The 22,824-nt window shown below is 73.8% G+C and carries 21 protein-coding genes and 1 riboswitch; of the genes, 12 read left to right on the top strand and 9 right to left on the bottom strand.

Annotated features, from left to right (window positions below; translation table 11 throughout):
- The first annotated feature begins 221 nt into the window (after positions 1-221).
- Positions 222-339: riboswitch (SAM riboswitch) on the top strand.
- Positions 340-513: 174 nt separating this feature from the next.
- Entirely contained in the window at positions 514-1,917 is a 1,404-nt protein-coding gene (locus IG74_RS0121355; RefSeq protein ID WP_030679517.1) for an aminotransferase class V-fold PLP-dependent enzyme, read from the top strand.
- On the opposite strand, the gene IG74_RS0121350 is transcribed toward IG74_RS0121355, so the two are convergent.
- From IG74_RS0121350 to IG74_RS0121320, 7 genes are all read right to left on the bottom strand, one after another.
- Complete coding sequence (locus tag IG74_RS0121350) at positions 1,857-3,092, bottom strand: glycerate kinase (RefSeq protein ID WP_030679514.1); 1,236 nt, start codon at positions 3,090-3,092, stop codon at positions 1,857-1,859. The two genes, IG74_RS0121355 and IG74_RS0121350, sit on opposite strands and share 61 nt — an antisense overlap.
- A gap of 29 nt (positions 3,093-3,121) precedes the next feature.
- Complete coding sequence (locus tag IG74_RS0121345; protein ID WP_030679512.1) at positions 3,122-4,537, bottom strand: SLC13 family permease; 1,416 nt, start codon at positions 4,535-4,537, stop codon at positions 3,122-3,124.
- A 56-nt stretch (positions 4,538-4,593) separates the two neighbouring features.
- The gene (locus IG74_RS0121340) at positions 4,594-5,256 is read right to left on the bottom strand and encodes a response regulator transcription factor (RefSeq protein ID WP_030679510.1); all 663 of its coding nucleotides are present in this window, start codon (positions 5,254-5,256) and stop codon (positions 4,594-4,596) included.
- Positions 5,253-6,635, bottom strand: a complete 1,383-nt coding sequence (locus IG74_RS0121335) for a sensor histidine kinase (RefSeq protein ID WP_030679507.1) — start codon at positions 6,633-6,635, stop codon at positions 5,253-5,255. The genes IG74_RS0121340 and IG74_RS0121335 overlap by 4 nt, the downstream gene beginning before the upstream one ends.
- Positions 6,636-6,774: 139 nt before the next feature.
- A complete protein-coding gene (locus IG74_RS0121330) occupies positions 6,775-7,128 on the bottom strand; it encodes a hypothetical protein (protein ID WP_030679505.1) in 354 nt (117 codons plus the stop codon).
- A 79-nt stretch (positions 7,129-7,207) separates the two neighbouring features.
- Complete coding sequence (locus tag IG74_RS0121325) at positions 7,208-7,489, bottom strand: Lrp/AsnC family transcriptional regulator (protein ID WP_030679502.1); 282 nt, start codon at positions 7,487-7,489, stop codon at positions 7,208-7,210.
- Positions 7,486-8,217: a rhomboid family intramembrane serine protease gene (locus tag IG74_RS0121320; protein ID WP_030679499.1), complete on the bottom strand. Its 732-nt coding sequence runs from the start codon at positions 8,215-8,217 to the stop codon at positions 7,486-7,488. The genes IG74_RS0121325 and IG74_RS0121320 overlap by 4 nt, the downstream gene beginning before the upstream one ends.
- 165 nt (positions 8,218-8,382) lie before the next feature.
- Here IG74_RS0121320 and IG74_RS0121315 point away from each other — a divergent pair, with 165 nt between their 5' ends.
- The 5 genes from IG74_RS0121315 (at position 8,383) to IG74_RS0121295 (ending at position 13,823) form a co-directional block, all read left to right on the top strand.
- Positions 8,383-8,622, top strand: a complete 240-nt coding sequence (locus tag IG74_RS0121315; RefSeq protein WP_030679496.1) for a hypothetical protein — start codon at positions 8,383-8,385, stop codon at positions 8,620-8,622.
- A gap of 35 nt (positions 8,623-8,657) precedes the next feature.
- A complete protein-coding gene (locus IG74_RS0121310; RefSeq protein WP_030679494.1) occupies positions 8,658-10,007 on the top strand; it encodes an NYN domain-containing protein in 1,350 nt (449 codons plus the stop codon).
- A 214-nt stretch (positions 10,008-10,221) separates the two neighbouring features.
- A complete protein-coding gene (locus IG74_RS0121305) occupies positions 10,222-11,286 on the top strand; it encodes a C40 family peptidase (RefSeq protein ID WP_030679492.1) in 1,065 nt (354 codons plus the stop codon).
- Between the two features lie 229 nt (positions 11,287-11,515).
- Positions 11,516-12,553 (top strand): NlpC/P60 family protein, encoded by a 1,038-nt coding sequence (locus tag IG74_RS0121300; RefSeq protein ID WP_030679490.1) that lies wholly within the window; start codon positions 11,516-11,518, stop codon positions 12,551-12,553.
- A 70-nt stretch (positions 12,554-12,623) separates the two neighbouring features.
- Positions 12,624-13,823: a hypothetical protein gene (locus tag IG74_RS0121295; RefSeq protein ID WP_234334397.1), complete on the top strand. Its 1,200-nt coding sequence runs from the start codon at positions 12,624-12,626 to the stop codon at positions 13,821-13,823.
- On the opposite strand, the gene IG74_RS0121290 is transcribed toward IG74_RS0121295, so the two are convergent.
- Positions 13,780-15,126: a glycosyltransferase 87 family protein gene (locus tag IG74_RS0121290; protein WP_078868928.1), complete on the bottom strand. Its 1,347-nt coding sequence runs from the start codon at positions 15,124-15,126 to the stop codon at positions 13,780-13,782. The two genes, IG74_RS0121295 and IG74_RS0121290, sit on opposite strands and share 44 nt — an antisense overlap.
- A gap of 128 nt (positions 15,127-15,254) precedes the next feature.
- Here IG74_RS0121290 and IG74_RS0121285 point away from each other — a divergent pair, with 128 nt between their 5' ends.
- Positions 15,255-16,397 carry a glycosyltransferase family 4 protein gene (locus IG74_RS0121285; protein ID WP_030679485.1) on the top strand — a complete coding sequence of 381 codons (1,143 nt, stop codon included), beginning with the start codon at positions 15,255-15,257 and terminating at the stop codon, positions 16,395-16,397.
- 91 nt (positions 16,398-16,488) lie between these two features.
- On the opposite strand, the gene IG74_RS0121280 is transcribed toward IG74_RS0121285, so the two are convergent.
- Positions 16,489-18,285, bottom strand: coding sequence for an AMP-dependent synthetase/ligase (locus IG74_RS0121280; RefSeq protein WP_030679483.1), 1,797 nt, complete (start codon positions 18,283-18,285; stop codon positions 16,489-16,491).
- A gap of 329 nt (positions 18,286-18,614) precedes the next feature.
- On the opposite strand from IG74_RS0121280, the gene IG74_RS0121275 reads away from it, so the two are divergent.
- The 5 genes from IG74_RS0121275 (at position 18,615) to IG74_RS0121255 (ending at position 22,753) form a co-directional block, all read left to right on the top strand.
- Positions 18,615-19,385 carry a metallophosphoesterase family protein gene (locus IG74_RS0121275; RefSeq protein WP_078868927.1) on the top strand — a complete coding sequence of 257 codons (771 nt, stop codon included), beginning with the start codon at positions 18,615-18,617 and terminating at the stop codon, positions 19,383-19,385.
- Positions 19,386-19,467: 82 nt separating this feature from the next.
- Positions 19,468-19,902: an SRPBCC family protein gene (locus IG74_RS0121270; RefSeq protein WP_030679479.1), complete on the top strand. Its 435-nt coding sequence runs from the start codon at positions 19,468-19,470 to the stop codon at positions 19,900-19,902.
- A gap of 60 nt (positions 19,903-19,962) precedes the next feature.
- The gene (locus IG74_RS0121265) at positions 19,963-21,138 is read left to right on the top strand and encodes an ArsA family ATPase (RefSeq protein ID WP_030679476.1); all 1,176 of its coding nucleotides are present in this window, start codon (positions 19,963-19,965) and stop codon (positions 21,136-21,138) included.
- 69 nt (positions 21,139-21,207) lie between these two features.
- The gene (locus IG74_RS0121260) at positions 21,208-21,747 is read left to right on the top strand and encodes a DUF5304 domain-containing protein (RefSeq protein WP_030679473.1); all 540 of its coding nucleotides are present in this window, start codon (positions 21,208-21,210) and stop codon (positions 21,745-21,747) included.
- A 52-nt stretch (positions 21,748-21,799) separates the two neighbouring features.
- The gene (locus tag IG74_RS0121255; protein WP_030679471.1) at positions 21,800-22,753 is read left to right on the top strand and encodes an ROK family glucokinase; all 954 of its coding nucleotides are present in this window, start codon (positions 21,800-21,802) and stop codon (positions 22,751-22,753) included.
- Positions 22,754-22,824: the final 71 nt, after the last annotated feature.

Below are 22,824 nucleotides of genomic sequence, written 5' to 3'. Positions count from 1 at the left end.
GCCCGTGAGGGGCGCGGGGAACTGCGCGACCAGCCCCCACAAAGCCGCAGACGCGTCCGCCGGGATCTCAGCAGACGCGTCTGCGGCTTTTCGCGCGCTGAGCGCGCAGTTCCCCGCGCCCCTTCGGGGCACCTCAACCCGGCCCGGTTGACGGGGCCCGCCGGTCCGGATCGTGGACGTCGGTGTTGCGCCCGCAAGATCGTGTGGCAAGATGCTGCGCAGGTCATGAGTGACAGCGACTACGGCCCCGGCCCGCTGTCCGGCAACCCTCCGTCCGTGGCGGGGTGCCCCGGGTGAAGACCAGGCGGTGAACAGCAAGGTTCACCGCAAGCGCGGACCCCTCGCGTCACCAGGGGTCCTGGTCGTCGAGGGAGCAGTCTCGTGAGCCAGCGAATGCGATAGGGCCGAAGGCCCCGTTCTCCGTACCCCTTTCTCACTTCTCCTGTGCCGTTGACCGGTCGCGTCGGCCGTTGTCCGCACAGTGATCTCGCCTGCCTCTTACGGGAGTTCGCCATGTCTGCCTCCACCGCTGCCACCGCCACCGCCGCCGACTCCGCCGACCCCTGCTGCGCCGAGCCGCTGCCCGTGCTCGGGCGCGACGTCACCGTGCCCCTCGTCACCGGCGGCGAGGTGACGTACGCGGCCCTCGACTACGCGGCGAGCGCCCCGGCGCTCCAGCGGGTGTGGGACGACGTGGCCGCGTACGCGCCGTACTACGGCAGCGTGCACCGCGGCGCCGGATACCTGTCCCAGCTGTCGACCGACCTGTTCGAGAACTCCCGCAGGACCGTGGCCGAGTTCCTCGGCTGCCGGGAGGGCGACCAGGTGGTCTTCACCCGGTCCACGACGGACTCGCTGAACCTGCTGGCCGCCGCCCTGCCCGCCGACTGCCAGGTCTTCGTCTTCGAGACCGAGCACCACGCCTCGCTGCTTCCCTGGCGCGACGCGCGCGTCACGTACCTGAACGCCCCCCGCACGCCCGGCGACGCGGTGCGGAACCTGGAGCGCGCGCTCGCCGACCGGGACCCCTACGGGCCCGCCCTGGTGTGCGTGACCGGCGCGTCGAACGTCACCGGTGAGCTGTGGCCGGTGCGGGAGCTGGCCGCCGCGGCGCACGCGCACGGCGCCCGGATCGTCCTCGACGCCGCGCAGCTGGCGCCCCACCACCCCGTGGACATCGCGGAGTTGGACGTCGACTGGGTCGCCTTCTCCGGGCACAAGCTGTACGCGCCCTTCGGCTCAGGCGTGCTCGCGGGGCGGGCCGACTGGCTGCGCGCCGCCGAGCCCTACCTGGCCGGTGGCGGCGCCTCGCGCACGGTGACGCGGCGCACCGACGGGGGAGTGGACGTCGAGTGGCACGACACGGCCGCCCGGCACGAGGCGGGCTCGCCCAACGTCATCGGCGCCTACTCCATCGCCGCCGCCTGCAAGGCCCTGAACGAGGCCGGGTTCGAGGCCCTGGTCGCGCGGGAGCAGCAGCTGATCCAGAAGGTGCGCGAGGGGCTCGCCGAGGTGCCCGAGGTGCGGGTGCTGTCGCTGTTCGGCGACGACGCGCCCCGCGTCGGTGTCATCTCCTTCGTGGTCGACGGCTGGAACAGCTCGCACTTCGCCGCCGCGCTGTCCGCCGAGTACGGCATCGGCGTGCGCGACGGCCTGTTCTGCGCGCACCCGCTGGTGCGCACGCTCCTCGGCAGCGCGCCCGACGAGCCCGGCGAGTGCGGCGCCCCGGAGGCCGCGCCCGGCGAGCGGTCGCTGAACGCGATCCGCGTGAGCTTCGGCGCGGGCACTCCGGACGAGCACGTCGAGCGGTTCGTACGGGCCGTCAAGGAGCTGGTGAGCGACGGCGCGCGGTGGAGCTACCGCACCGAGGACGGGCGCTGCGTGCCCGACACCGACAGCGGGGCCACGGCCGCCTGACCCGGCAGGCGCGAGCCGAGCACGATCATCCGCAGGGCCCGCTCGGTGGCGTCGGTGAGGAACTCACCGCCCCGGCCGAGCGCCTCCGTGAGCGTCACCGGGGCGGGCAGGATCGCGCTGTAGGCGTCCACGCCCGCGGCCCGCACCAGGTGCGCGCCGTCGCCGATGGTGCCCGCGAGGGCGAGCACCGGGCGGCCGAACAGCTTGGCGCGGCGGGCCACTTCGGCCGGGACCTTGCCGCGCGGGGTCTGCCGGTCGAGGGCGCCCTCGGCGGTGACGACCAGGTCGGCGCGGGCCAGTCGGGCGTCCAGGTCGAGGTGGTCGAGGAGGACGTCGAAGCGGGGCAGGAGCCGGGCGCCGAGCGCGGCCAGGCCCGCGCCGAGGCCGCCGGAGGCGCCGGTGCCGGGGCCGTGGAACAGGTCGGTGGTGACCTTCAGATCGCGGGTGAGGACGTACGCCCAGCGCTCCAGGCCCGCGGCGAGCTCCTCGACCTGGGCCGGTGTCGCGCCCTTCTGCGGGCCGAAGACGCGGGCCACGCCCTGCTCGCCGCACAGGACGTTGTGCTGGTTGCAGGCGACGAGCAGCTCGGCCTCGGCGAGGCGCGGGTCGGCGCGGGAGGCGTCGACGTGGTGCAGGCGCGGCAGTTCGCGGCCACCGCGCGGCAGCTCCCAGCCGTCCGCGTCCAGGAGGCGGACGCCGAGGGCCTGGAGCGCGCCCGCGCCGCCGTCCGACGTGCCCGAGTCGCCGCAGCCCACCAGGATGCGCCGGGCGCCCGCGTCGAGCGCGGCGCGGATCAGCTCGCCCACGCCGTACGTCGTGGTGGCGCCGGGGTCGCGCAGCTCGCGCGGCACCAGGCGCAGGCCCGCGGCCGCCGCCATCTCCACCACGGCGGTGCCCGAGTCCAGGAGCGCGAAGTGGGTGCCGATGCGCTCGCCGACCGGGCCGGTCGCGGGCAGCGCGACGAGCCGCCCGCCGGTGGCCGCCGCGAGGGCCTGAGCGGTGCCCTCGCCGCCGTCCACGAGCGGGATCAGATCGACCTCGGCGGCGGGCAGGACGCGCCGGACGCCCTGCGCGATGGCCTCGGCCGCGGACTGGGCGGACAGGGACTCCTTGAAGCCGCTGGGGGCGACAGCGACACGGCTGAGCGAGGACGGGGCGGGGGGTGTGTGCGGCATGGGGCGTACTCCTTGGGGCGGGGGCGGGCTCAGCGGCTGACGGGCACGCCGAGCAGCGGCCACACCGCGAGGGCGAACAGCAGGACGAGCGCGGCCGTGAGCGGGGCCAGGACGGCGGAGAGCCGCAGCAGGTCACGCGGGGTGTAGGTGGGGGTCCCTGGTATCTCCGCGAAGAGGGTCACCGGCTTCGCGGAGGCGGGCAGGGTGTGGCAGAAGCCCGCGGCGGCCGTGGACGCGAGGGCCGCGGCGACCGGGTTCACGCCCGCGCCGACGGCGGCGGCCACGACCAGCGGCACGAGCACCGACGAGCGGGCCGAGCGGGACTGGAGGACCAGGTGGGCCGCCGTGCTGACCGCGATGACGACGGCGAGGAAGACCCAGGGTGGCACGTCGACGGGAACCCCCGTCACCAGCCACTTCGCGGCGCCGGACTCGGCGAGCGCCACGCCCATCGCCATCGTCGCCGCCATGAAGAGCAGCAGCGACCACGGCACGGTCTTCAGGGCGTCCTTGAGCCGGACGGTGCCGAGCGCGGGCGAGGACGCGACGACCGCGCCGATCAGCGCGACCACGGCGGGCGGTACGCGGTGCAGCGGCTCGCTGCACCACAGCGCGACGACCGTGGCGAGCAGCAGCGCGCAGCGCGTCTCCGCGGGCTCCCAGGGGCCGGTCACGGGGCGGTCGCTGTGCGCCTGGATGTCCTCGGCGGTGATCGCGACCGGACCCTCGCGGTCCGCGCGGCGCGTGGTCGTCAGGAGCACGGCCTCGGCGGCCAGATGGGACGAGGCGATCGCCAGCGGCAGGCCGAGCAGCAGCCACTTCGTGAAGCCGATCTCCTGCCCGGTGCTCTCCCACAGGACGGACACCGTGATCAGATGCGCGCCGGCCCCGATCAGGGTCGCCACCGCCGACAGCAGGATGACGGTCGGGAAGAGCAGCGCCAGCATCACGACCAGGCGCCTGCGGTCGGCGAGGACCTTGGAGAGGGCGAGGAAGACGGGCAGCGCGAGCGCGGCCCGGCCGGAGGTGGCGGGCACCGCGAACGCCGTGACCACGAGCGCGGCGGTCGTCAGATGCGTCAGCTGCCGGACGCTGCGCGCCCCGCTGACGAGGAACGCCGCGGCCCGGCCCGCGAGGCCGCTGCGCGCCACGGCGGCCGCGAGCACGAACGCGCAGATCAGCAGCCACACCGTCGCGTCCCCGAGGGTGCCGAAGAGGGTGTCGCTGCTGATCACCCCGGTGGCGGTGAGGGCGAGCCCCGCGCCGAGCGCGATGTACGTGTCGTCGATGGGCGTGCCGATCCAGGCACAGGTGGCGAGCGCGAACACGGCGAGCGTGAGCCGGGCGTCGCTGCTCAGGCCCGCGAAGTTGCCGGGGACGGCGAGGAGCGCGCACAGGCTCAGGGCCAGGCACAGGAGGATCAGTTGCCGCGGTGTCGCTGTCACGCGTTCAGCGTCACGGGGCGCGGTGAGCCCTCAATGAGGCCCGCATGAAGGAAAGTTCACGCAGGCAGCCGGTACCCCATCCCGCGCACCGTCTCCAGGCGCTCCGCGCCCAGCTTCTTGCGCAGCGCCCGTACGTAGACGTCCACGATGTTGGACCCGGGGTCGAAGTCGTAGCCCCACACGTGGGACAGGATCTGTTCGCGGGCGAGCACCTGTCCGGGGTGTCTCAGGAACAGCTCCAGGAGCACGAACTCACGGGCCGTCAGGTCCACCGTCCGCTCCCCGGCGCGGGCCCTGCGGGTGCGCAGGTCCAGGGAGAGCGAGCCCGACTTGAGGACCGTCACCTCCGGCGCCCGGGCCGCCGTGCGCAGCCGGAGGCGCACCCGGGCGAGGAGCTCCTCGAAGCGGAACGGCTTGGTCATCCAGTCGTCGGCGCCGCCCTCCAGGCCGGCCACCGTGTCCCGCACGGAGTCCCGGGCGGTCAGCACGATCACCGGCACCGTCACCCGGGCCTCGCGCAGTTCGCGAAGGACGGTGAAGCCGTCGCGGCCGGGCAGGCCGATGTCCAGGACGACCAGGTCGAAGCCGCCGGTGAGGGCGTATTCGTAGGCCGCGTCGCCGTCGCCGACCACGGTGGTGGTGAAGCCGTTGGCGCGCAGGCCCTTCTCGACGAAGGAGGCGATGCGTTCCTCGTCCTCGACGATGAGGATGCGGTTCACGTGCGTACCTCTTCCAGGGGTCGGACGAGTTCCAGGGTGAGGGCGAAGGTGGCGCCGCCGCCCTCGGTGGCGTCGAGGCCGACGCGGCCGCCGTGGGCCTCCGCGATCGCGCGGACGATGGCGAGGCCCAGGCCCGCGCCGCTGGTGCGGGCGCCGCGCCGGGACGTGCCGCGCCGGAAGCGCTCGAAGATGACCTCGGCGTCCTGTGCCTGCACGCCGGGCCCGCTGTCGGCCACGTACAGCTCGACGTGCGGGCCCGCGATGCGGGAGCCCACACGGATGCGTTCGCCGCGGGTGGTGTGCTGCACGGCGTTCTGGGCGAGCTGGACCATGGCCTGGGTGATGCGCTGCGGGTCGAGGACGGCCTCGCGGTCGGCGACCTCGGCCAGCTCCCAGCGGCGCTCGCCGAGCGTGCGGACCTTGACGAAGACGTCGGCGGTGAGCTCGGCGAGCCGCACCGGCTCCGGGGTGATGAAGTCCGGGCGCTCGGCCTTGGCGAGCAGCAGCAGGTCCTCGACGATGCGGCTCATCCGGTCCAGTTCGTCGGTGACCAGGCGTACGGTTTCCTCGCGCTCGGCCGGGTCGTCGCCCATCAGCTCCAGGTGGCCGCGGACGATGGTGATCGGGGTGCGCAGCTCGTGCCCGGCGTCGTCGACGAACTCGCGCTGGGCCGCGAAGGCCCGCTCCAGGCGGTCCAGCATGCCGTTGAACGTCTCGGCGAGCGCGGCGATGTCGTCGTGCCCGCGCACCGGGATGCGCCGGGTCAGGTCCTGCTCGGTGAGCTGGGCTGCGGCGGTGCGCACCAGGCGGACCGGCTTGAGGATGCGCCCGGCGACCACCCAGCCGATGCCGGTCGTGAGCAGCAGTGCCACGCCGGAGATGGCGAGGAGGATGCGGAACACGTCGTCCGCCTTGGCCTGTTCGGCGCCCGGGTGGAAGGCGACGACGAAGGCGGCCTCCGGCTCGCCGCCGTGCGGGGCCACCTCGACCTTGGCCCAGCGCAGCTCGCCGGAGGGCCGGTCCAGGGTGCCGGTGGAGCCCGCGGCCGCGAAGATCTGGCGGCGGGCCGCGGGGTCGCGGTGCAGCGGGTGCGCGACGGACAGCTCGCGGGCCTGGGTGAGCTGGGCGGGGCCCTGTCCTGAGCGGCGCACGAGGCCGATCAGCTCCTCACCCGGGTCGGCGTACTGCCGCTCCAGGAAGACCTCCAGGAGGCGGCGCGGGTCGGTGAACGGCTCGCCGGTCACCGGGTCGACGCCCCGGTCCACGAAGTGGGTGAACTCGCCGGTCTCCTGCGTCAGCAGCCGGCTCACCCGGTGGTCGACGTCGCGCAGCAGGATCGAGCGGGTGGTCGCGGCGACCGCGGCGAACGCCACCGCCATCACCACGAGCAGCCACAGCAGGATCCGGACGCGCGCCGAGATGCGGCGGCGCACGGCTCCCCGGGCGTCGTGCGCGGCACGGGAGCCGGGGGCGTCAGGGGAGTCGGCCGAGCTGTGGGGGCCCTGGGAGCCGTGGGGTTCAGCCGTCGTCGCCCGGCCCGTCGTCGGCGTCGTCGGCGTCGTCCCCCGGCTTCCCGGGGGTGCCGGATCCGGAGCCCCGGTCGTCGTCATCGTCATCCGCGTCCCCCGTGCCGCCCTTGCCCTTGCCGCTCTCCTCGGAGCTCTCGCTGACCGGAGGCCGGTCGACGACCTGGTCGCTCGGGGTGGGCTCCGGCGCGGTCGGCGTGCCCGACGGGGAGCCGCTCTCCAGCTCCACCTTGGGCGGGACCTTCGGCTCCGACGGGGAGTCCGTCAGGGCGTAGCTGGTCGCGGCGATGCCGAGGGGGATCGCCACGACGGCCGCCAGGGCTGCCATGCGGTGGGAGAAGACCATGGCAGCGAGCGTGCGGGGCGTACCGCGTCATCTGGATGAGCCGGGGATGAAGAAACCCTCATCCGGCGGCGCGCTGCCGCTAGGAGTCGAGGCCGATCGCGAACGCGGCCTCCAGGTCGTGCTGCGAGTACGTGCGGAACGCGACGTGCGTGTCCGTGCCCTCGACGCCCGGGATCTTGCTGATCCGGCCGGGGATGACGTCCGCCAGGTCGTCGTGGCGGGACACCCGGACCATGGCGATCAGGTCGTACGTGCCCGTCACGGAGAAGACCTCGCTGACGCAGTCGAGGGCGGCGATCGACTCGGCGATCTCCGGGATCCGGTCCACGCTGGTCTTGATGAGCACGATCGCGGTGATCACGGCTGGCTGTCTCCCTCGGTGGCCGGTCCTGAGGCATTCACTCTATCCGCCCGCCGGTAGCGCACCCAGGCGTAGACAAACCCGAGCGAAAAGCCCACCAGGTGCGCCAGATACGCCACGCCCGGCCCTTGCCGTTGCTGCCCCGCCGCCACCCACTGCAGCGCCACCCAGAACGGCAGCACCACCCAGGCGGGAAACCGCAGCGGCAGGAAGAACAGGAACGGGAAGAGGCTGGTGACGCGCGCCTTCGGGAAGAGATAGAGAAAGGCGCCGAGCACGGCGGAGATCGCCCCGGACGCGCCGACGAGCGTCTGGCCGGACCCGGCGTGCGCCACGGCGTAGCCGAACAGGGCGAGGCAGCCGCAGCCCACGGTGAAGAGCGCGTACTGGAGGTGGCCCATGCGTTCCTCGACCATGACCCCGAACACGTACAAGAACAGCATGTTGCCCAGCAGATGCAGCCAGCTGCCGTGGACGAAGAGCGCCGTCAGAGGGGTGAGGGCGGCGCGCGGCTTGCCGCTGAGGAGTTCGACGGGTACCACCCCCCAGCGTTCGAAGTAGGCCTGCTGGGCGGCGACGATCCGGTCGCCCGTGCCGTACGAGGGGTTGAGCCCGGACAGCGGGGACAGGACGAAGACGGCGCAGCAGACGGCGATCAGCGCGTACGTCACCGGGGCGGTCGGGTGCCTGAGTGCGCGGCCCGTCGCCACGCCCCACGTGTTGATCATGCGCAGAGCATGGCGTAAGCGAGCCAAACGGTACAGACCGCCTCGCCCGGGCGGTCCCGTGTGCCAGAGGGGCACCCTCCAGAGGTGCGCACGGTGGTCCTTACGCAGGCCTTAGGGTTACGGGAAATACGCATCACGGCCTCCCGAAGGAAAGCGAACGTCACGATGACGGTTCCCCTGCCGACCGACACCACCCGATGGCGCTGCACGCTCTGCGGCAACCTCACGCGGTTCGACGTGACCCGCTCCTCGAAGGTCGTCGAATATGTGCACCTCGACCTGGCCGGAGAGCCGAAGGTCGAGGAACGCGAGGTGGTCAGTGAGACCATCGAGTCGGTCCGCTGCCGCTGGTGCAACGCGGTGGACCAGGTGGAACTCGTGGACAGGCCCGGGGCCGGCTCCTGAACGGAGCGGGCCCCGCACAGCTAGTGGGGTGACCGATGGTGGAGAGCGCGGGCGGAACGCCGGAGGACGGCGCCGCCGAGGTGCTCGACCGTCCGCTGCCCGACGGCGTGCGGCGGGCGGTCGTACAGATCGTGTCGGACGGCTTCGGCGGGCTCACGGTGGGTGAACTGCCGCCGCAGCTGCGCCAGTACGCGCGCTTCACGCCCACCAGGCGCGTGAAGTTCGCGGGCAACGCCATGGCCACGGCCCTGGAGAACGACCCGGTGTTCCGCCAGCGCATCGGCGAACGCCTCCGCGAGGCCCAGCCCGAGCTGACCGCCGCCCTGGACGCGGGCACCCCGCCGCCCGCCGCCGACCCCCTCGACGTGGCGGCCGCCGCCTATGTGCTGCGCCCCACGGGCTGGGTGAAGCTCGTCACCGCCGCGGGCGAGGAGGCCCAGCGGGCGGACGCCGAGCGCGCCGACGAGGAGACCCGGGCCGAGCTGGAGCGCCTGCGCACGGAGCTCACCGCAGCCCGCGCCCACACCAAGGCCGAGACCGAACGCCTGCGCACGGAGCTGGACGCGGCGAAGAAGGAAGCCGAATCGATGCACCGCAAGCTGCGCGGGGCACTCAGCGACGTCAAACGCGGCGAGGCGGCCCTGCGCAAGGCCGCCGCCGACGCCGAGGCCGCGCGCGCCGAGGACCAGGCGCAGCTGTCGGCGGCCGACAGCGAGACCCGGCGGCTGAAGTCCCGCCTCAGTGAGGCGGAGGCGGCCCTCGAGGCCGCCCGCAGGGCCGCGCGCGAGGGCCGCAGCGTCGAGGACATGCGGCTGCGCCTGCTGCTCGACACGGTGCTCGACGCGGCCCAGGGGCTGCGCCGCGAACTCGCGCTGCCGCCGGTGTCGGTGCGCCCCGCCGAGACCGTGGACGCCGTCGAGCCCGGCCGGATGACGCCCAAGGACATCGCGGCCCGCGCCCTGTCCGAGAACGACCCGGCGATCCTGGACCAGTTGCTCGCGCTGCCGCAGGCCCATCTGGTCGTCGACGGCTACAACGTCACCAAGACCGGCTATCCCACGATGCCCCTGGAGAAGCAGCGCCTGCGCCTTCTCGGCTCGCTCTCGCAGCTGGCGCTGCAGACCGGGGCCGAGGTCACCTGCGTCTTCGACGGCGCCGAGCTGGCCGCCCCCGTGCTGCTCGCGCCGCCGCGCGGGGTGCGGGTGCTCTTCTCGAAGCCGGGCGTCACGGCGGACGAGCTGATCCGTCAGCTGGTGCGCGCCGAGCCGCCGGGGCGGCCGGTGATCGTCGCCTCCACCGACCGCGAGGTGGCCGACGGCATCGCCAAGGCCGGGGCGCGGCCCGTGGCGTCCGCGGTGCTCCTGAAGCGGCTTACGCGCGGCTAGCCGGGATCCGTAACTGGCGTTCCCTATGCCCGAATTGGACCGCTGTCGCATGCGACGGAGCGTCAACTGACCGCTACGGTCCGTCGATCAACTGTAAAGAAAACGCTCGTTGACCGAATTTTTCGCGGTCAGGATTTGATCTGATCACAACGGGGTCACTAGGGTCGCGGCCAGACCTCCGCTCTGTTGATCACTCATCGAAGGAGCCGCCTTCGTGGCTTCCCACCGTCGTCTCAAGCAGCCGGGCCGCGCCCGCGTGACCGTGCTCACCGCGACCGCGGCGGCGGCCGTGGCGCTCACCTCGCAGGCCGCCAACGCCGCGCCGAGCGAGAAGCCGAGCAAGGACGAGGTGAAGTCCAAGGTCGACAAGCTCTACGAAGAGGCGGAGAAGGCGTCCGAGAAGTTCAACGGCGCCAAGGAGAAGCAGCAGAAGCTGGAGAAGCAGGTCGACCGCCTCCAGGACAAGGTCGCCCGCGGCCAGGACGACCTCAACGACCTGCGCGGCGGCCTCGGTTCGCTCGCCAGCGCGCAGTACCGCTCCGGCGGCATCGACCCCTCCCTGCAGCTGTTCCTCTCCTCCGACCCGGACAGCTATCTGGACAAGGCCTCCGCGCTCGACCAGCTGAGCACCAAGCAGGCCGAGGCCCTCAAGAAGATCCAGGCGAAGCAGCGCACCCTCGCGCAGCAGCGCAAGGAGGCCTCCGACAAGCTCGCAGACCTCGCCACCACGCGCGAGGAGCTCGGCAAGAAGAAGCGCGAGGTCCAGGGCAAGCTCGGCGAGGCGCAGCGGCTGCTCAACACGCTGTCCGCCAAGGAGCGCGCCGCCCTCAAGGCCAAGGAGGACCGCGCCAGCCGCGACGCCGAGCGCAAGGCGTCGGACGCCGCCGACGCGCCCAAGACCGACGCGCCCAAGGGCGGCGTCAAGGGCTCGAGCCGCACCATGGCCGCCTACGCCGCGGCGCAGAGCAAGATCGGCTCGCCGTACGTCTACGGCGCCAGCGGCCCCAGCTCCTTCGACTGCTCCGGCCTGACCTCCTGGGCCTACGCCCAGGCCGACGTCTCCATACCCCGGACCTCGCAGGCCCAGGCCAGCTTCGGCACCCGCATCGCGTCGCAGAGCGACCTCAAGGTCGGCGACCTGGTCATCTTCTACGGCGACCTGCACCACGTCGGCTTCTACGCGGGCAACGGCCAGGTGCTGCACGCCCCGCGCACCGGCGCCGTGGTGCGCTACGAGTCGATCAACAACATGCCGTTCCAGTTCGGCGTCCGCATCTGACCCCGACGGCCGTAGCGGCACCGCCCAATCGGGCGAATTCTGCCACCTTCCAGTGACCCCGCGCCCCGCCGATGACCTGCGTCTGAGGCGGGGCGTCACCGTGCGTAGGCACCGAGGGTCTTTGGCCGCGACCTGATCACGCGGCTACTGTCGCGCGCGTTCCCCGACAACCGGGGTGCGGCTCCCGCCTCGGCGGGGGTCCGTCCAGCGGAAGGGAGAGCGGCTACCCGTGGGGTCCCATCGCCGTCCCGCCATCACCGGCCTCGACCGGAGCGCGCGCACCGCCACCGTCACCGTGCTGTCCGCCGCCACCGCGGCCGCGGCCCTCGCGGTCCCCGCGAGCGCCGCCCCCGTCGATACACCGGCCGCGACAAAGGCCAGGGTGGACCGGCTCTACGAGCAGGCCGAGCAGGCGACGGAGGCGTACAACAAGGCGGACGAGCGCGCGGACACGCTGCGCCGCCAGGTCGAGCGGTCCAAGGACAAGGTCGCCCGCGGCCAGGAGCGCATCAACGAGATGCGCGGCGCGATCGGCACGCTCGCCGAGGCCCAGTACCGCTCGGGCGGCATCGACCCCTCGCTCGCCCTCATGCTCTCCTCCGACCCGGACGCCTATCTGGAGAAGGCCTCGGCCCTCGACCGCATCAGCTCCCGGCAGACCGGCCACCTCACCAAGCTCCAGCGGGCCCAGCGCGCGCTCGCCCAGGAGCGCACCGAGGCGGGACGCAAACTGGCCGAACTGGAGTCGAGCCGCAAGACCGTCGCCCGCCACAAGCGCTCCGTCGAGGACAAGCTGGCCAAGGCGAGGCGGCTGCTCAACTCCCTCTCGGCGGCGCAGCGCGAGGAGTACGACAGGTCCTCGCGCTCCACGGGCGGCGGCGAGTCCCGGCCCGACCTCTCCACTGCCGGGGCACCGGCGTCCTCGCGCGCGGCCGCCGCCATCGCCGCGGCCCGCTCGGCGGTCGGCAAGCCCTACGTGTGGGGCGCCAACGGCCCCTCCGGCTTCGACTGTTCGGGCCTCACCCAGTGGTCGTACGCGCAGGCGGGCGTCGGTCTGCCGCGCACCTCGCAGGCGCAGCGGTACGCCGGGACGCAGGTCCCGCTCTCCCAGGCGCAACCCGGTGACCTGGTCACCTACCGCGACGACGCCAGCCACGTCGGGATGTACGTGGGCAACGGCCAGGTGGTGCACGCGCCCTACCCGGGCGCGGCGGTGCGCTACGACCCGGTGGGCATGATGCCGGTGTCGTCCGTGACACGCGTCTGAGTGACGCGATTGTGCGGGTGGGCCGCCGTCGGCCGGGGGCGGCGCGGCCCGCCCCCGTACGATCGACAACGTGGCTGGTCGACGGCGTGGACGTGGAGTGCGGGCGGCGGGACTCGGTCTCGCGGTGCTCGCTCCCCTCGCGTTCGCGGGCTGCGGCGGCCCCGAGTCGGCGGACGCCGTGCCCGACGGGGTGCAGCGGCTCCTGGACCGGCGGGCGGCGGCGGTGCTCGACCGCGACGAGCGGGCCTACCGGGCCACGGGCGGCCCGGTCACCGCGTACGACAACCTCCGCGAGCTGCCGCTGCGGTCGTGGTCGTACCGCCTCAAGGACTTCGACCGCGACGGGTCACGGGCCACCGCCACCGTCGCGTTGCGCTACCGCGTCGCGGGCTACGACCGGGCGCCGCTGAGCGTCGACCGCACGCTGGCCCTGCGCCGGCGTGACGGCCGCTGGTACGTCAGCTCCGAGCGGCCCGCGCGCAAGGCCGCCGAGCAGCTGTGGGACCAGGGCCGCGTCGAGTCCGTGCGCGGCACCCACAGCCTGGTCCTCGGCGTCGGCAGGGAGCGTGCGGACCTCAGGCGGTACGCGCGCCTGGCCGACGACGCGGTGCCCGACGTGAGCGCCGCCTGGCCGCGCCCCTGGGCGGGCCGGGTCGTGGTCCTCGTGCCGAGGTCCCTGGACGGCATGGCCGACCTGCTCGGCGCGCCCGCCTCCGGCTACCAGGGCATCGCCGCGGTGACCACCGGCGAGGCGGGCGGCTCGGGCGCGGCGCCCGCCGACCGGATCATCATCAACCCCGACGCGTACGGAGTCCTAGGCGACCTCGGCAAGCAGGTCGTCCTCACGCACGAGGCCACGCACGTCGCCACCCGCGCCGACACCTCGCGGGCCACCCCGCTGTGGCTCTCCGAGGGCTTCGCGGACTGGGTCGGCTACCGGGGGACGGGCCGCGACCCCGAGCAGGCCGCCCCGGAGCTGCGCCGCGCGGTCGTGGACGGCGCGCTGCCCGCCGCGCTGCCCGAGGACGCCGACTTCGGCTTCAGCGGCGACGCGAACCGCCTCTCCCGGGCGTACGAGGGGTCCTGGCTGGCCTGCCGGATGATCGCCGAGCAGTGGGGCGAGCGGAAGCTCGTGGAGTTCTACGCGGCCGTCGGAGCCCACGACGAGCGCGCGGGCGCGGTGGCCCAAGAGCTGCGTGACGTCCTGGACATCGGCCCCGAGGACTTCACCGCGCGCTGGCGGGACTACCTGCGGCGGGAACTGGGCTGACCGCGGCGGCCTCGACGACCGTCCGCCGCCACAGCGTCCGGCAGGCGAGGAACGTCGCCGCCACAAGGAGGCCGTTGCGGACGACGAGGAGCGTCACGCCGAGCGGGTCGCTCGCCACCACGTGCGAGAACCACACGGGGAACTCCAGGAACGTCACGAACGTGGCGACGAGCACGAGCCGGGCGGGCACGGCCATGCGGCTGTCCCGGTGGACCAGGCACACCGCCGCGACGCCGACCAGCCACACCAGGTACTGCGGGCTGATCACCCGGCTCGTCGTGGTGAAGAGCAGCACCGCGGCGAAGGCCGCGTCCGCGGGCGTGGTCACCGACCAGGCGCGGGCCCGCGCCCGCCACAGCAGCAGCCAGCCGAGGGCCGCCACCGAGAGGACCTGCGCCGCCGTGCTCACCACCGGGACGTAGGGGCCGAGGAACTCCACCGAGCCGTAGTTGAGCTGCACCGAGCCCTGCCAGCCCAGGTGGCGCGCCACGTGGAAGACGAGCGCGCCGAGCGACTCCACCTCCGTGCCCCGGTCGCGCTGGAAGGCCAGGAACGCGAGGGCGCCCGGCATCGTCGCCGCGAACACCACCGTGACCGCGGCCGCCGTGGCCGCCGCCGCGCCCCAGGAGCGCCGCGTCGCCCGACCGCGCGGGGCGCCCACGAGCAGCAGCACCGGCCACACCTTCACCAGGGTGCCGAAGCCGGCCAGGGCCCCCGCCGCGCGGGCCCGGCGCGCCCCGGCGAGCAGGGCGGCGACCGCGAGGGCCGTCACCATCAGGTCGTACCGGGCGTAGGCGGTCGGGCCGAGCAGCGCCACGCCCGCCGTCCACACCCACGCCCCGCGCAGCGTGCGGCCCGGCCGCCCGCCCGCGTACAGGAGGAGGCCCGTGACCACCGCGTCCGCCACGAACGAGAGCAGGAAGAACGCGGCGGGGTAGCTGAGGAAGGGCAGCAGCCCCGGCCCGAGCACCGCGAGCGCCGCGGCGGGCGGGTACTGCCAGGTGACGTCGTCGAGCGGGAACGTGCCGGTGCGCAGGACCTCGAACCAGCCCTGGTAGATGAAGGTGACGTCACTGGTGACGTCGGGTCCGGGCGTGACGATCACGCGGAACACGCACAGCAGCAGCACGGCCCGGGTCAGGACCCAGCCGGCCAGGAGGCCCAGCTCGTGCGCGCCGGTCCGCGGTGCGGGGGCCGGGGGCGAGGCCGGAGCCGGGCCCGCGTCAGTGTCCGTGCCTGAGCCCGTGTCAGCGTCCGTGCTCGCGGCAGCGTTCGTGCTCGCGCCCGTGCTCGTGCCCGCCATGCGCACCTCGCCCGTTTTCTAGTACTTCATACCTATTCGTGGCGTCATGATGCCCGGACCGGGGGCGGGGCCGCGTGAGGCGGGGCCGTGCGGCGCGCGGGGGCGTGCGGCCGGTACTGTCAGCCGCGATGCACAAGACCCTGATCGTCACGAACGACTTCCCGCCCAGGCCCGGTGGCATCCAGGCGTTCCTGCACAACATGGCGCTGCGCCTGGACCCGGCCGAGCTCGTCGTCTACGCCTCCACCTGGAAGCACGGCCGCGAGGGCGCCGAGGCCACCGCCGCCTTCGACGCCGAGCAGCCCTTCACGGTCGTCCGCGACCGGACGACGATGCTGCTGCCCACGCCCCGCGTGACGCGCCGCGCCGTCTCGCTGCTGCGCGAACACGGCTGTACGTCGGTGTGGTTCGGCGCGGCGGCGCCGCTCGGCCTGATGGCGCCCGCGCTGCGCAAGGCGGGGGCGCGGCGGCTTGTGGCGACGACGCACGGGCACGAGGCGGGCTGGGCCCAGCTGCCCGCGTCCCGTCAGCTCCTGCGCCGCATCGGCGAGTCCACGGACACCATCACCTACCTCGGCGAGTACACGCGCTCGCGCATCGCCGCCGCGCTGACTCCCGCCGCGGCCGGGCGCATGGTCCAACTCCCGCCCGGCGTCGACGAGAAGACCTTCCACCCCGGCTCCGGCGGCGCCGCGGTGCGGGCGCGGCTCGGCCTCACCGACCGCCCCGTCGTGGTCTGCGTGTCCCGCCTCGTCCCCCGCAAGGGGCAGGACACCCTGATCCTCGCCATGCCCCGGATACTGGCCGCCGAGCCGGACGCGGTGCTGCTGATCGTGGGCGGCGGGCCGTACGAGAAGGAGCTGCGCAAGCTCGCCGCCGAGACGCGGGTCGCGGACTCCGTGGTGTTCACCGGGGCCGTGCCGTGGGCCGAGCTGCCCGCGCACTACGGCGCGGGCGACGTCTTCGCGATGCCCTGCAGGACCCGCCGCGGCGGGCTCGACGTCGAGGGCCTCGGCATCGTCTACCTGGAGGCCTCCGCCACCGGCCTGCCTGTCGTCGCCGGGGACTCCGGCGGGGCGCCGGACGCCGTCCTCGACGGGGAGACCGGCTGGGTCGTGCGGGGCGGTTCCCCCGAGGACGCGGCCGAACGGATCGTCGCGCTGCTCGCTGACGCGGAGCTGCGGACGCGGATGGGGGAGCGGGGCCGCGCCTGGGTGGAGGACCGCTGGCGCTGGGACCTCCTGGCGGAGCGGCTGCGCGAGCTGCTGTAGGGCCTCGCGGGGCGAACGCCGGACGCGGCCGAGGTGATGTGGCCCGTCCGGCGTTTGAGGACGAGGCGCGGAGCGCCGATCGAGCTGCGGGCTACCCCCGGTACAGCGCCTCGATCTCGTCGGCGTAGTCCTTCGCGACCACGTTGCGCTTCAGCTTCAGGGACGGCGTGAGGTGCCCGGAGTCCTCCGTGAACTGCGCGGACAGGACCCGGAACTTGCGCACGGACTCCGCCTTGGACACCGCCGCGTTCCCGTCGTCCACGGCCCGCTGCACCGCGGCGAGCAGCTCGGGGTCCTCCCGCAGCGAGGCCGCCGTGACCCCGGCGGGCTTCCCGTGCTCCTGGGCCCACCGCCCGAGGAACTCCTCGTCGAGCGTGACGAGCGCGGCCACGAACGGGCGCCCGTCCCCGACGACCATGCACTCGGCGACGAGCGCGTGCGCGCGGATGCGGTCCTCGATGACGGCGGGCGCGACGTTCTTGCCGCCCGCCGTCACGATGATCTCCTTCTTGCGGCCGGTGATCCGCAGGTACCCGTCCTCGTCGAGCGTGCCGATGTCCCCGGTGTGGAACCAGCCGTCGGCGAGGGCCTCCTCGGTGGCGCCCTCGTTGTTCCAGTACTCCTTGAACAGGTGCTCGCCGTGCAGCAGCACCTCGCCGTCGTCGGCGATGCGGACCACCGAGCCGGGCAGCGGCTGCCCGACCGTGCCGATCTTCTGCCGGTCCCAGGGGTTGAAGGCGGTGGCCGCGCAGGACTCCGTGAGGCCGTAGCCCTCCAGGACGGTGAAGCCGATGCCGCGGAAGAAGTGGCCGAGGCGCTCGCCGAGCGGGGCGCCGCCGGAGATGGCGTACTCGCCGCGCCCGCCGAGGACGGCCCGCAGCTTGCTGAAGACGAGCTTGTCGAAGAGCTTGTGCTTCAGACGCAGGCCCAGCGAAGGGCCGCTCGGGGCGTCGAGCGCGCGGCTGTACGCGATCGCCGTGTCCGCGGCCTTGTCGAAGATCTTGAGCTTGCCGTCGGCCTGGGCCTTGGCGCGCGCCCCGTTGTAGACCTTCTCGAAGACGCGCGGCACCCCGAGGATCAACGTCGGCCGGAACGCGGCCAGTTCGTCCGTGAGGTGCTTGATGTCGGGGGCGTGCCCCAGCTTGATGGGGGCCATCAGGGCGGCCACCTCCACCAGACGGCCGAAGACGTGCGCGACGGGGAGGAAGAGGAGCACCGAGCACTCACCCGTGCGGAACAGCGGATTCAGCCGCTCCACCACGTTGCCGCACTCCGCGAAGAAGCTGCGGTGGGTGAGGACGCAGCCCTTGGGGCGCCCGGTGGTGCCCGAGGTGTAGACGATGGTCGCCGGGTCGTCGGCGCCCGCGACCGCGCTGCGCTCGTCCACGGTCTCGTCGGAGACCTCCGCGCCCGTGCGGTTCAGCTCCGCCACGGCGTCCCGGTCGATCTGCCACACGTGCGCGAGCGCCGGAAGCCGGTCGCGCACGGACTCCACGGCCGACGCGTGCGCGTCCGACTCGACGACGCAGGCCACGGCGCCCGAGTCGCCGAGGATCCACTGGATCTGCTCGGCCGAGCTGGTCTCGTACACCGGCACGGTGACCGCGCCCGCGCTCCAGATCGCGAAGTCGAACAGCGTCCACTCGTAGCGCGTGCGGGACATCAGGCCCACCCGGTCGCCCGGCCCGACGCCCGCCGCGATCAGCCCCTTGGCGGCGGCCCGCACCTCGGCGAGGAAGGCCGTCGCCGAGACGTCCTCCCAACGTCCGTTCACCTTGCGGCCGATGACGGCGACATCCGGATGCTGCGCGGCGTTGCGGCGGACGATGTCGGTCAGATTGCCGTCCGCGGGGACCTCGTACAGGGCCGGAAGGCTGAACTCGCGCAAGACTGCTGCTCCTACATAGGGCGCCGACGCCACGACGTTGTGCGATGCGACGGTGCGGTCCAAGGTCGGGCAGGCGCTCAGCCGAAGGGGCTTTCGGGGGTTCGTCGAGGGGCCGAGCGCTACTGGACTGCCCGGACGTTACCCACCGGTATGGCTGGTTCGGTAGGGGGGCCGGGCCAGATGTTCCGTGCGTCACACGACGTTGTGGTCTGAACCGCACAGTACGCCACGCACTTCCTGACTCGGAAGTAACCGCAGGTCCCCCGCCGCGCCCGGTCCCCTCACCCCGCCCTGTCCCGCCCCGTACCGGGCGGCTTAGGGTGACCGGCATGCCAGGTTTCCGGGTCCATGTGGTCAGTGACGTGCACGGCAACGCCAAGGATCTGGCCCGCGCGGGCGACGGCGCCGACGCCGTGGTCTGCCTGGGCGATCTCGTGCTCTTCCTCGACTACGCGGATCACGCGCGCGGCATCTTCCCGGACCTGTTCGGCAAGGCGAACGCCACCCGCCTGGTCGAGCTGCGCACCGCGCGCCGCTTCGACGAGGCCCGCACGTTCGGCGCGTCCCTGTGGGCGGGCATCGACCGCGGCCCCGCCGTGGAGAGCGCGGTCCGCAAGCAGTACGCGGAACTGTTCGCGGCCTTTCCCGCCCCTACGTACGCCACGTACGGCAATGTCGACATTCCGCGTCTCTGGCCTGAATACGCCGGGCCCGGCACCACCGTCCTCGACGGCGAGCGGGTGGAGATCGGCGGCCGCGTCTTCGGCTTCGTCGGCGGCGGCCTGCGCACCCCCATGCGCACGCCGTACGAGATCAGCGACGAGGAGTACGCCGCCAAGATCGAGGCCGTCGGCGAGGTGGACGTGCTGTGCACGCACATCCCGCCGGAGGTCCCCGAGCTCGTCTACGACACCGTGGCCCGCCGCTTCGAGCGCGGCAGCCGCGCCCTGCTCGACGCCATCCGCAGGACCCGGCCGCGCTACTCCCTCTTCGGCCACGTCCACCAGCCGCTCGTGAGGAGGATGCGGATCGGGTCGACGGAGTGCGTCAACGTCGGGCACTTCGCGAGCGCCGGGCGGCCCTGGACCCTGGAGTGGTGACGTGCGCCCGCAGCGCCCGAGGTAGCCTTCACGCGGCAGACACACCACCCCGTACGGGACCGCATCTGGAGGAGCCACCGCGATGGCGGAACACACCAGCTCGAGCATCACGATCGAGGCGGCACCGGCCGACGTCATGGGCGTGATCGCCGACTTCGCGCGCTATCCGGAGTGGACCGGAGAGGTCAAGCAGGCCGAGGTCCTCGCGACGGACGACGCGGGCCGCGCCGAGCAGGTCCGCCTCGTCATGGACGCGGGCGCGATCAAGGACGACCAGACCCTCGCCTACACCTGGACCGGCGAGCACGAGGTCTCCTGGACCCTCGTCAAGTCCCAGATGCTGCGCTCCCTGGAGGGCTCCTACCTGCTCAAGGCGGCGGGCACGGGCACCGAGGTCACCTACCGGCTCACCGTCGACGTCAAGATCCCCATGCTCGGGATGATCAAGCGCAAGGCGGAGAAGGTCATCATCGACCGCGCCCTGGCGGGCCTGAAGCAGCGGGTGGAGACGAAGTAGCCCCGAGGGCGCGCAGCCCGAGGTGCCGAGCAACCGGACAGTTAGGCCTCGTACAGAAGCATGCGCACCCTCCTGATCACCGGCCCCGGCGGCGCCGGGCGGACCACCCTCGCGGCGGCCACCGCCCTGGCCGCCGCCCGCGAGGGCCGGCGCGCCGTCGTGCTCTCCGCGGACCCCCACGACAGCCTCGGCGCGGCCCTCGGCGCCCCCACGGGACCCCGTCCCCGGGCCGTCACCGACGGTCTGACGGCCCTGCGGCCCGACCCGGACGGCTCCTTCCGCGACGACCTGCTCGCCCTGCAGGACCACGCGGGATCCGCCCTCGACCTCCTCGGCGCCGACCGCCTCGACGGCGAGGAGCTGACCCCGCTGCCGGGGGCCGAGGAGCTGGCCCTGCTGCGCACCCTGCGCGCCGTCACGGAGGGCGCGCACGGCACGTACGACACCGTCGTCGTCGACCTGCCCGCCGCGCCCCGCGCCCTGGCCCTGCTCGCCCTGCCCGAACAGCTGCGCCGCTATCTGCGCCGCCTGCTGCCCCCGGAGCGGCAGGCGGCCCGCGCGCTGCGCCCGGTCCTCGGCCGGCTCGCGGGCGTCCCCGTGCCCGCCGCCTCCCTGTACGAGAACGCGGCCCGCTGGGACGACCGGCTCGCCGCCGCGCGGAGCCTGCTCGACGCCCCGGGCACCAGCGTGCGCCTCGTCGTCGAACCGGGGCCCGCCGCCGTGGACGCCGTGGCCCGCACCGCGCTCGGCCTCGCCCTGCACGGCCTGCGCCTGGACGGCCTCGTCGCCAACCGCGTGCTGCCCGACGACGGCGACGCCCCCTGGCTCGCCGCGCTCCGCGCCCAGCAGCACAAGGCCCTTGCGGAGTGGGACGCCGCCCACCCCACGCACCGCGTCCCGCACCTCGGCCAGGACCCGCGCGGCCTCGACGACCTCGCCGCGCTCCGCCCGGCGGGCCCGGGGCCCGCGCCCGCGCCCCTGGACTGGCCCGTCACCGACGCGCTCGCCGAGGAGTCCCTGCTGATCTGGACCGTCCCGCTGCCCGGCGCCGTCCGCGACGACCTCGGCCTGGTGCGGCGCGGCGACGAACTCGTGGTGCGGGCGGGCCCGTTCCGCCGGATCGTTTCGCTGCCCTCCGCGCTGCGCCGCTGCACCGTCAGCGGAGCGGGCCTGCGCGACGGCGCCCTGCACGTCCGCTTCACCCCGGACCCGGACCTGTGGCCCCGGGCCCGGTGAACGCCCTGCCGCCATTCGGGTAACGTCGAGAGTACGAAATCGTCGGCCCTGCGCAGGAGTCAGCCCGCCATGAGCGATGCCACTGAGCGTGACGCGTACGACGCCGCCGAGCCGGAGCGTCCGCGGGACGCCGCCCCCCGGGGCCCCGAGCCCCACGAGGACCCGGCCGCGGCCCCGGACGACGACGCCTGGGCGACCGCGTGCGCCGAGGACCTCGCGGCGGAGAAGGCCCGCCGCCGCGCGCAGTACGGACCGCCGCCCGGCTCCGCCGCCGAGGAGCTGCGCAAGCTCGTCGACGCCGTGTCGGAGAAGCTGTCCGGCCTCCAGTCGCCGCTGCTCGGCGCGGTCGCCCAGGGCGCCGTGCAGGAGACGGTGCAGCAGGTCGTCCGGCAGGCAAGGGCCGCGGTCGAGCCCGTCATCGAGCGCAACCCCGACGTCTTCGACCACCTCGCCGCCGCGGGCTCCGAACTCCTCGCCGCCTACCGCAGCGCGGTCACGGGACAGGAGGGCCGCTGGACCCGCGACGCGGGCGGCCGCACCGCGGCCCCGGACGGCTCCGGGCGTCCCGAAGAGGGTCCCGGACCCGGGGAACACATCGATCTGGACTGACCCCCCTCCGGTACGGTGGGCCGTAGCGGGGCTCGATCGAACTGAGGGATACATGGGACTCACCATCGGCGTCGACATCGGCGGCACGAAGATCGCGGCCGGAGTGGTCGACGAGGACGGTCACATCCTGTCGACGTTCAAGGTGCCCACGCCGGGCACCCCCGAGGCCATCGTCGACGCGATCGCCTCCGCCGTGGCGGGCGCGCGAGCCGGGCACGAGATCGTCGGCGTGGGCATCGGCGCCGCCGGATACGTCAACCGCCAGCGGTCCACGGTCTACTTCGCGCCGAACATCGACTGGCGCCAGGAACCGCTCAAGGACAAGGTCGAAGAGCGCGTGGGCCTGCCGGTGGTGGTCGAGAACGACGCCAACGCGGCCGCCTGGGGCGAGTACAAGTTCGGCGGCGGCAAGGGCCACCGCAACGCCATCTGCATCACCCTCGGCACCGGCCTCGGCGGCGGCATCATCATCGGCAACAAGCTGCGCCGCGGCCACTTCGGCGTCGCCGCCGAGTTCGGCCACATCCGGATGGTGCCGGACGGCCTGCTGTGCGGCTGCGGCAGCCAGGGCTGCTGGGAGCAGTACGCATCGGGCCGCGCCCTCGTGCGGTACGCCAAGCAGCGCGCCAACGCCGCCCCGGAGAACGCCGAGTACCTCCTCTCGCTCGGCGACGGCACCCCCGACGGCATCGAGGGCAAGCACATCTCCATGGCCGCGCGCCAGGGCGACCTGGTCGCCGTGGACTCCTACCGCGAGCTGGCCCGCTGGGTCGGCGCGGGCCTCGCCGACCTGGCCTCGCTCTTCGACCCGTCGGCGTTCATCATCGGCGGCGGCCTCTCGGACGAGGGCGAGCTGGTGCTCGAACCGATCCGCAAGTCCTTCAAGCGCTGGCTCGTCGGCGCGCAGTGGCGCCCCGAGGCCAAGGTGATCGCCGCCCAGCTCGGGAACAAGGCGGGCCTGGTCGGCGCCGCCGACCTCGCCAGGGAGCCCGACCCGGTGATGTGACGCCACCGGCCCCCCCGCCGCGCGGAGCCGGGGCCGCTGTCGACCGCGCCGCGCGGAACCGGGGCCGCCGT

This window comes from Streptomyces sp. NRRL B-1347 (assembly GCF_000720325.1).
GTDB lineage: Bacteria > Actinomycetota > Actinomycetes > Streptomycetales > Streptomycetaceae > Streptomyces.
The sequence above is the reverse complement of the archived record's forward strand: the minus strand, read 5'-3'. Positions and strand labels throughout refer to the sequence as shown.

What these genes read in the sequence shown, in the direction of transcription:
- IG74_RS0121255 (WP_030679471.1), top strand. Translation starts at nt 21,800, where the DNA reads ATGGGACTCACCATCGGCGTCGACATCGGCGGCACGAAGATCGCGGCC.
- IG74_RS0121285 (WP_030679485.1), top strand. Translation starts at nt 15,255, where the DNA reads ATGCACAAGACCCTGATCGTCACGAACGACTTCCCGCCCAGGCCCGGT.
- IG74_RS0121275 (WP_078868927.1), top strand. Translation starts at nt 18,615, where the DNA reads ATGCCAGGTTTCCGGGTCCATGTGGTCAGTGACGTGCACGGCAACGCC.
- IG74_RS0121290 (WP_078868928.1), bottom strand. Translation starts at nt 15,126, where the DNA reads ATGGCGGGCACGAGCACGGGCGCGAGCACGAACGCTGCCGCGAGCACG.
- IG74_RS0121315 (WP_030679496.1), top strand. Translation starts at nt 8,383, where the DNA reads ATGACGGTTCCCCTGCCGACCGACACCACCCGATGGCGCTGCACGCTC.
- IG74_RS0121320 (WP_030679499.1), bottom strand. Translation starts at nt 8,217, where the DNA reads ATGATCAACACGTGGGGCGTGGCGACGGGCCGCGCACTCAGGCACCCG.
- IG74_RS0121270 (WP_030679479.1), top strand. Translation starts at nt 19,468, where the DNA reads ATGGCGGAACACACCAGCTCGAGCATCACGATCGAGGCGGCACCGGCC.
- IG74_RS0121260 (WP_030679473.1), top strand. Translation starts at nt 21,208, where the DNA reads ATGAGCGATGCCACTGAGCGTGACGCGTACGACGCCGCCGAGCCGGAG.
- IG74_RS0121330 (WP_030679505.1), bottom strand. Translation starts at nt 7,128, where the DNA reads ATGGTCTTCTCCCACCGCATGGCAGCCCTGGCGGCCGTCGTGGCGATC.
- IG74_RS0121335 (WP_030679507.1), bottom strand. Translation starts at nt 6,635, where the DNA reads ATGGCGGTGGCGTTCGCCGCGGTCGCCGCGACCACCCGCTCGATCCTG.
- IG74_RS0121310 (WP_030679494.1), top strand. Translation starts at nt 8,658, where the DNA reads ATGGTGGAGAGCGCGGGCGGAACGCCGGAGGACGGCGCCGCCGAGGTG.
- IG74_RS0121355 (WP_030679517.1), top strand. Translation starts at nt 514, where the DNA reads ATGTCTGCCTCCACCGCTGCCACCGCCACCGCCGCCGACTCCGCCGAC.
- IG74_RS0121265 (WP_030679476.1), top strand. Translation starts at nt 19,963, where the DNA reads ATGCGCACCCTCCTGATCACCGGCCCCGGCGGCGCCGGGCGGACCACC.
- IG74_RS0121350 (WP_030679514.1), bottom strand. Translation starts at nt 3,092, where the DNA reads ATGCCGCACACACCCCCCGCCCCGTCCTCGCTCAGCCGTGTCGCTGTC.